An 8,130-nucleotide genomic window follows, 5' to 3' on the forward strand; every position below is an offset into this window, starting at 1 on the left:
TCAAGAAAAGCATGACTTAGGCTTTTTGGCGCTTTTACCCCTAGATGTAGGGGTAATTCATGAATTGCCTCTACATCTAGGGGTGCAAAATCGAATGCGTAAGTCAACAGAAGGAAATATTTGGGAAGTAAAAAATAACTAAAGGTTTTGGGCTTAACAGGATTCGATCGCTACATTATTAGCTAGAGCCGACCATTGAGTTCTGGCGGTGCTAGGCTCAAAATGAGCGGATGCTCAGAATTTGCTTAACACTTAGAAAGTGATTAACCCGAAGGTACAGCTAATGGCTGACACTGTATTGCATCAGGATGTTCGCACGGACGCTACCGCCCCCGTAGATTTTATCCGTCGGTTTGTCTGGAAGATAGCCGTAGCGACGCTGCTTTTGATGGCAGTGGGGAGTGCTACGCGGGTGATGAATGCTGGATTGGCTTGCCCGGACTGGCCCCTGTGCTACGGTCAGTTAGTACCCAGCCAGCAGATGAATCTTCAGGTGTTCTTGGAGTGGTTTCACCGATTGGATGCGGCTTTAATTGGCCTTTCTGCGATCGCTCTGGTTGGCTTGTCGTGGTGGTATCGGCGTCAATCACCGCCTTGGCTACCTCTAGCGTCCGCGTTCGCATTCTTTTTGATAATTTTCCAAGGCGTTTTGGGAGGACTCACCGTTACACAATTGTTGCGGTTTGACATTGTAACGGCTCACCTGGGATGCGCTTTGTTGTTTTTTATCACTTTAATTGCGATCGGCATGGCTCTTTTGCCCTACGAAGGCACCGGCACAGCCCGTAAGTTAGCTCTTGTAAGCTTAAGTGCCGCTATCTTGGTTTATCTGCAAAGTATTTTGGGTGGACTGGTGGCATCCCGCTGGGCTCTGCACCAATGCTTTGGCGCGTCTCAACTCTGTCTGGTGATGAATAGCCACATTGCCGGTGTCGTTCCACCTACTTTGGCAACTCTGGCTGTGCTAATTATGACATGGCGGACACCCGCAGTGCATCCCACTCTACGGCTGCTGGCTAATACTGCTGGTGGCTTGTTGGTATGCCAAATTGCTCTTGGTGTGGCAACTTTCCGTCTGCATCTCCAGGTGGAACCTTTGACAGTAGCTCATCAAGCAGTCGGAGCGACATTACTGGGATCGCTGGTTGCGATCGCTGTTTTGGCATGGCGCGATGTATTAAGTACACCCCGCTTCTCGCCTTCGCAAGCTAATATAGCTAGGGGTTAGGGGCTAGGGGTTAGGGGCTAGGGGAAGAAGGGTCTAGAATCAAGGGCTTCGCCGTGAGCGCAAGGGCCGAACGGTTTCAGGAATTGAGAATGTCCTAACCGCCAAGGCGGTGGCTATAGTTAGAGGGAATTTCAAATTGCCAATTTCAAATTTACGATCGAAAAATTAAATGTGAAATCTGCAATTTGAATATGGCACAAAAAACAGCACCGAAAACCATCAGAACGGATAAATGGCAGATTAGCCCGACCAGTGAACAGAAGCAATATATGCTTAACACTGTGCGGGAATATCGCCGTTTATGCCGTTTTTTAGTGACGGTAATCTGTACTCACTGGCCTGATTTAGGGAGTAAAAGCTGTGACAATCTTGTACCTGCTGTTGAGAAGTTGGTACATAAAACCACTAAAAACCCAGACCCTAAATACCCTCAAATCAACCGAGCATTCCACAAGTTCCCTAGTTATCTGCGTCGTGCTGCAATCTCGTTTGCGTCGGGTCAAGTAAGTAGTTACATGACTCGATATTGGGATTGGCAGTCAGGGCAGAGTCGGAATCGTAGAGACGCTAAACCACCAATTCTCAATTCTGATGCAGGGTGTTATCCTGCACTGTACAAAGGACAGTGTTTCAAGCTGCATGGATTTGAGCAAGTTGAGCTTAAAGTATTTACCGGAAGTGATTGGATCTGGATTACCGTCCCTATTCGTCAATTGCGGGAACGTCACAAAGTTCCGACGAACCAAATTAAGTCACCCTCGCTCATTGTCAATGATAAGTCAAGTCATTTGTCAGTGCCGTTTGAGTGTCATCCTGAAAAAGTGAAAGCAAGAGGGGTTGTTGTGGCGGTTGATTTAGGGATTAACACGACCTCTAGCGGGAAGCGTTACAACTGTGACCTGAACGGGTCTTACAATATCGCCGCTAGAGGTTGGCTTAAACTCGATAGCCGAAAGGACTACGAGAAGCGCCCCAGTAAAAAGTCTGGACGCTTGCCTAGAAGCTGGGCTTGTCTTTGTGATTTGTGGACGAATGGTAGTTCCTTTCTTAGCATAGACACCCCCACCTCTAAAAAGGTGGGGTGAGCTTCATATCTAAAATTACCCTTGGGCAATTAGCAATTAGCAATTAGCAAAGGACTAACAGAATTCATGCAAGAAATTATTGCTACTGGGGTTTCCCGTCACCATCAAAACCTTAAAGAGGTAATTCTGAGCTACTATCAGCTGACGAAACCTCGCATTATCCCGCTGCTGCTAATTACAACAGCTGCGAGTATGTGGATGGCGTCAGAGGGACGGGTAGATCCGCTGTTGCTGCTAGTTACGCTGGCGGGTGGAACTCTTGCTGCGGCTGCGGCTCAGACGCTCAATTGCATCTACGATCGCGATATCGATTATGCAATGGAACGCACTCGCCATCGCCCCATTCCTGCGGGTAGAGTACAGCCGCGAGATGCGCTGTTGTTTGCCATTATCCTCGCTTCTCTCTCTTTTACTCTGCTGAGTGTGTTTGCAAATCTCCTGGCGGCGCTGTTGGCAATGTCGGGTATAGTTTTCTACATGGCAATTTACACCCACTTGCTGAAACGCCACACTACGCAAAATATTGTGATTGGCGGTGCTGCTGGTGCGATTCCGGCTTTGGTAGGATGGGCGGCTGTGACTGGTAGTTTAAGCTGGTCGGCGTGGATGTTATTTGCGATCGTTTTTTTATGGACGCCTCCCCATTTCTGGGCGCTGGCTTTAATGATTGGCGATGATTACGCTAAGGTAAACATTCCCATGTTACCAGTTGTGGTTGGCGAGGTTGCTACTACCCGCCAAATCTGGATTTACACGCTGATTATGGTTCCGGCAACGTTCGTGCTAATTTATCCTCTGGGTACTGCTGGTGTTGTTTATGGTTTGTTAGCCGCTGTGCTGGCTTGGAAGTTTATCCAGAAGGCTTGGGATTTGTTGCAGAATCCAGAGGAGAAAGATTTGGCCCGATCGCTCTTTAAATACTCGATCGTCTATATGATGTTGCTGTGCGCTGGTATCGTCGTCGATAGTTTACCTGTGACTCGTTATCTTACAGCTAACTTAGGTGAGAATTTGCAGGCAATAGTTAGTGCGATACCGATGTTGCAGTGAAATTGCGATCGATACTATTCCGATAAGCGGGATTAGAAACCCGGTTTCTTAAAAATAGGTATTAGAAACCCGGTTTCTTGAAGAAACCGGGTTTCTATGCCTACAAAGATAAAATATGCCTGGTGAAGGTAAAATATATGACTCAAGAATTAATCGACTTAAGAACAAGTATTTTGGAAGGACGCTACGAAGATGCTTTGGCAATCGTGGATGAGCTAGAGGGAATGAGCAAACAGTCAATATTGGCTAATATTCAATCCTTTTTAGACAGGATGATGATGCACTTAATTAAAAATCAAGTTGAGCAGCGATTAACTAATTCTTGGGCAGCCTCTATTGCTGATTCTATCATCCGAATTAAGCGATTGAATACGAAAGAGAATAAAACTTCTTACTATCTCAAAGCAGATGAATGGGATGAAATAATTGAAGAGTCATTAAAGGCTGCAATCATTGCGGCTAGCGTAGAAGTATTTAATGGTGAATTAAGTCCAAATCAACTATCAGAATTAGTGGATAGAACTAAAGTTATAAATAATACAAAGACGTTGCTGGGTTTAATCTACGTTCATTCAGCTAGGGACTTACCTGACATGATTCCTAATTACTTAGCGCAATTACCGGGTGGGTAAGATTGGAAGGAAGGGAGACGGTGAATGAGCAGTTATATGGTATTAATAAAATATAAACTAATGGAATAAAAGGTAAAATTATGACCATTGAGCAAGCTGTTCTAGAAAATTTACGGGAATTACCACCGGATAAACAGCAAGAAGTCTTAGATTTCGTTCAATTTCTGAGAGAAAAATCACTTTCCAAACAACCTCGACGTAGCTTGTACGGCTTATGGAGTGATTTAGATATTGAAATTACAGCCGCAGATATTGCCGAAGTACGTCAGGAAATGTGGGGTAATTTTCCCAGGGAGTTTACTTTATGACTTCAGTCGTCGGAGATACTCATGCAATTGTTTGGTATTTTTTGAAGTCAATCAATTTATCCGCCACTGCTTTAGCAGCTATTGATAATGCAGATTCAGTTTATGTGGCTTCGATTTCTATTGTAGAAATTATTTACTTAAAGGAGAAAGGGAAATTACCAGAAGAGGCGTTACAACGGTTAATTCAAGCTTTAGCTGATGTTACGACTGGATGGTCTGCCTGACCGCCAGCAGTGACATCGCTCACCAGACGATCGGTTATTTGCCGATCGAGTAGGGACAATCCGCAAAGCTTGCGTCTTTAGGATATGGATCGATTTTACCAGAGGTGGGGAAGGCGCGATCGCACTTCCCCTACCCGATCCGCTGGTACATACAAGTGACGCTAAACTAGATAAAGTCAACTAGGTTTCCCTATGAATCCCACAAAGACTCCCGACTCCCCGCCCGTTCAAGACGAAACAGCCAGATATGAGCAACTCATCGATCAACTGTGTCGTTTCATGGGAGGATCTATGGAGTACGTTAACCTTTGGCTCAACTCACCTCGTGATGAACTGGACGGACGTACACCTCAATCTTTCATAGATGAAGGTAAGATTGAGGTTGTCGAGTATTTTGCCTGGGCGATGGAAACTGGGCAACCTTGGTAAGGATCGTCTTTAAGTGATAACACTTCAGCGCGTGACCCAAATTCTTACAATTTAATAGTATTTCCCGATCGACTTTCTGCAAATAGCTTTTTGCGCGTGTACGACGACTCTGGCACAATTAATGCACAACTGCCTTGAGAGACGTTCACGGTGCATGACACTCCGGTGGTGCGATTGCGGAACTGTAGGGTGTGACAATTGGCGCTTGTGCTACCAGTTTCACTTCCCCTTTAGAGTTAATTACCCATCCTTGCGCTTCTACAATTTCAGTGCTGAGTGCTGGGTGCTGAGTGCTGAGTGAAGTTTCTCTTCTGCCTCTCTGTGTTGAAGGTAAACTTGTTCTTAAATCGATCCAAGTGGCGTTACCGCTAATTGGTTCTAGAGGATTAGGTGGCAAACCACCTCTACCTACGATCGCAAGTCGGTTTTGCTGTTCTGAGTTAGGGCGACAAGCAGAAACAACTAGCCTGGTAGCATCAACCAGATTGTCTGGCAAATCCACTAAGCCAGCACTGGGATTAACATTGGGGGTATTAATAGTTACCGTACCGCTTAAGGAAGAATCTGCTCCTGTTGCCGTAATATCGCTACTAGATAGGAATTTAGGATCTAAAAGATTAGTATCATTAGTATTCAGCAGAATTTGCAGTTCTTCCCTGGTAAGCGATCGAGCGCCGAAGATGCCTTGGGTATTGATGGCGATCGTACCGCCTCGATCGTTGAGAGAATTGGCACTGATATCGCTATTTTCCAAAGCAGCAAGCACATCGGTTTTGATAGTGATGTTCCCGCCAACGATTTGGCTTCCTCGTGCGTTAGTTAAGATCGTACTATTTTGGCGCAAGATCAAAGATTGAGTTTGCAGTCTGATACTAGCCTGATCTTCCGTTAAAGGATTATTCCCTTTAATAGTTTCCGTGCTGATTTGGGCTTGATTACCCAAAAAGATGGCATCAGCCTCGACTGCGATGTTGCCTGCCGCACCAGTCCCTTTACTGGTGCTGGTCAATACAGCGCCGTTGGTTATAAACAGCGATCGCGCAGTAATGTTGATGTCGCCTCCATCTCCCAAAGCATCTTCATTCACAGTGCTGGCGGCTCCCGTGGAGACTTCTTTGTTCTTCGCACCATCAAAGGAGATGCGATCGCTAGCCACGATCGTTATGCTGCCTGCATTCCCCTGTCCGCGAGTGCTGACATCAAGTTCAGCGCCATTGGTGAGAGTAAGAGTTTTGGTGGTGATATCGATCCCGCCTGCATCTCCTGCGGCATCCTCACGCACCGAGCTTGTGACTCCGCCAGAGGCTCCTTTTGTCCCTCCACGCTCAAAGGAAATGCGATCGCTAGCGACGATCGTCACGCTGCCTGCATTCCCCTGTCCAAAGGTGTCCGCACTCAGTAGAGCGCCGTTGGTGAGAGTAAGGATTTTGGTCGTGATATCGATCCCGCCTGCATCTCCTACGGCATTTTTACTTACGGTACTACCGGCTACCGTAGCGCGTCCATTCTGACCCTCACCATCAAAGGAGACGGTATCGCTAGCCACAATCGTTATGCTGCCTGCATTCCCCTGTCCGCGAGTGCTGGTATCGATTAGAGCGCCGTTGGTGAGAGTCAGGAATTTGGTAGTAATGCTGATACCACCTGCATCTCCCACGGCATTCTCATCCACGGAGCTTGCGATCGTTGTAGGGCTTTTATTCACCTCACCATCAAGGGAGACGGTATCGCTAGCCACAATCCTCACGCTTCCCCCTAGCCCTTTTCCGAAGTTGTCGGCAGTCAGTCGAGCGCCGTTGGTGAGAGTAAGGAATTTGGTCGTGATATCGATCCCGCCTGCATCTCCTACGGCATTCTTACCTACGGTACTTCCGGCTTCTGTTGGCATTCCATTCTTGCCCACGCCATCAAAAGAGATGGTATCGCTAGCCACAATTTTTACGTTTCCCGCTCTCCCCTGTCCAAATGTGCTGACATCCATTACAGCGCCTTCAGTGAATGCGATCGATTTGGCGGTGATGTTGATGTCGCCGCTATTGCCAATGGCATTGGAATTAATATTATTTTCTAGGCGGCTCGATGCGATTGCGATCGTTTCGGTGGCATTTAGAGAGAGGTTTCCCCCTTGAGTATCGGGTGTTCCCAAACCTTTTGCTATCCCACCACTGAGGAGACTTCCTCCTGAAATATCTATATTCGCTGCATTAATGGTAATGCTACTGCCACGGTTACCTACCACATTAATCGCACTTTTATTGACGATCGATACATTCGATCGCGGCACTCCATCGGGGAAATTCAAGCTGCCATCACCATTTAGCCCTATCGTTCCCTCTCCTGCTAGTCCGCCCAACTCAATTCGTCCATCGGATGCCTGTAAAATGCCGCCATCAATGATGATATTGCCGCCTGCTAGAGCTATTGTATTTCCTGGCAGAACTTCTAGGGGATTGAGAGAGCGATCGAAACTTTCCCTTTCGCCAGGGGCCCCCAAGTTCTGACCTTTCCCCTGTACCCGAATTTCACTAGGATTTCCGCTATATTGCAAACCAATCGGGACGCTGACACTCAGCAGGGGTGAGGCTTGGGCATTGGTGGCGCTGAATTCTATGCTAGAGCTAAATTTGATGCTATTCGCCGTACTCGCAAACAAAGATCCACCGATGTTTAGCCTTGCATTGAGGCCAAAAATAATCCCATTCGGATTAATCAGGAATAAGTTAGCGGTGCCATTAGCTCGAATTAATCCATCAATATTAGAAATCGAGCTACCTGTTACTCTTGTAAGTATATTTTGGATATTCAGCCCATTGTTGAAAAATGCTTCTGTGCCAGTGGGGACAGAAAATTCCCTAAAGCTGTGGAAAAGATTGCTACCTGCTCTAGTTCCCCCCTCGATAATATTGATATTTCCCTGTGGCGTAACGATCGAATTTATCGGCAGTGTGGCATCTGGCACAATTTGCGCCTCACCTTTTGGAACTAAAAAGGCAAAATACAAAACTAAAAATAAAATAGTACGAGCCTCTCCCAGATTAAAAATGAAGCTGGGAAATAGGTGATTAGCTTTAGCAATATCTGACAGTTTTTGCTGTTTTGTAAACGCTGACATATTTTTTCGATACTTACAGTATAAGGTACGTTGTGGCGATGCCGCTCTTTTAGCGCGGCATC

General features: G+C 46.5%; 8 protein-coding genes. 7 read left to right on the plus strand and 1 reads right to left on the minus strand.

From position 1 onward, the window contains the following. The first annotated feature begins 283 nt into the window (after window positions 1–283). From LAY57_RS11695 to LAY57_RS11725, 7 genes are all read left to right on the plus strand, one after another. Complete coding sequence (locus tag LAY57_RS11695) at window positions 284–1,228, plus strand: COX15/CtaA family protein (protein ID WP_249066686.1); 945 nt, start codon at window positions 284–286, stop codon at window positions 1,226–1,228. Window positions 1,229–1,419: 191 nt separating this feature from the next. Beyond that, complete coding sequence (locus LAY57_RS11700) at window positions 1,420–2,313, plus strand: hypothetical protein (RefSeq protein WP_249066688.1); 894 nt, start codon at window positions 1,420–1,422, stop codon at window positions 2,311–2,313. A gap of 66 nt (window positions 2,314–2,379) precedes the next feature. Then, on the plus strand, window positions 2,380–3,363 hold the full coding sequence (locus LAY57_RS11705) for a heme o synthase (RefSeq protein ID WP_249066689.1): 984 nt from the start codon (window positions 2,380–2,382) through the stop codon (window positions 3,361–3,363). Window positions 3,364–3,500: 137 nt separating this feature from the next. Beyond that, window positions 3,501–3,995 (plus strand): DUF29 family protein, encoded by a 495-nt coding sequence (locus LAY57_RS11710; protein ID WP_249066690.1) that lies wholly within the window; start codon window positions 3,501–3,503, stop codon window positions 3,993–3,995. Between the two features lie 80 nt (window positions 3,996–4,075). Beyond that, window positions 4,076–4,303: a DUF2281 domain-containing protein gene (locus LAY57_RS11715; protein WP_249066691.1), complete on the plus strand. Its 228-nt coding sequence runs from the start codon at window positions 4,076–4,078 to the stop codon at window positions 4,301–4,303. Next, on the plus strand, window positions 4,300–4,527 hold the full coding sequence (locus LAY57_RS11720) for a PIN domain-containing protein (protein WP_249066692.1): 228 nt from the start codon (window positions 4,300–4,302) through the stop codon (window positions 4,525–4,527). Before LAY57_RS11715 ends, LAY57_RS11720 begins: the two co-directional genes overlap by 4 nt. A gap of 192 nt (window positions 4,528–4,719) precedes the next feature. Beyond that, window positions 4,720–4,956, plus strand: a complete 237-nt coding sequence (locus LAY57_RS11725) for a hypothetical protein (RefSeq protein WP_249066693.1) — start codon at window positions 4,720–4,722, stop codon at window positions 4,954–4,956. A gap of 145 nt (window positions 4,957–5,101) precedes the next feature. Here the strand turns inward: LAY57_RS11725 and LAY57_RS11730 are convergent, their stop codons facing one another. Then, the gene (locus LAY57_RS11730) at window positions 5,102–8,068 is read right to left on the minus strand and encodes a two-partner secretion domain-containing protein (RefSeq protein WP_249066694.1); all 2,967 of its coding nucleotides are present in this window, start codon (window positions 8,066–8,068) and stop codon (window positions 5,102–5,104) included. Window positions 8,069–8,130: the final 62 nt, after the last annotated feature.

The sequence above is a fragment of the Argonema antarcticum A004/B2 genome (genome assembly GCF_023333585.1).
Classification (GTDB): Bacteria; Cyanobacteriota; Cyanobacteriia; order Cyanobacteriales; family Aerosakkonemataceae; genus Argonema; species Argonema antarcticum.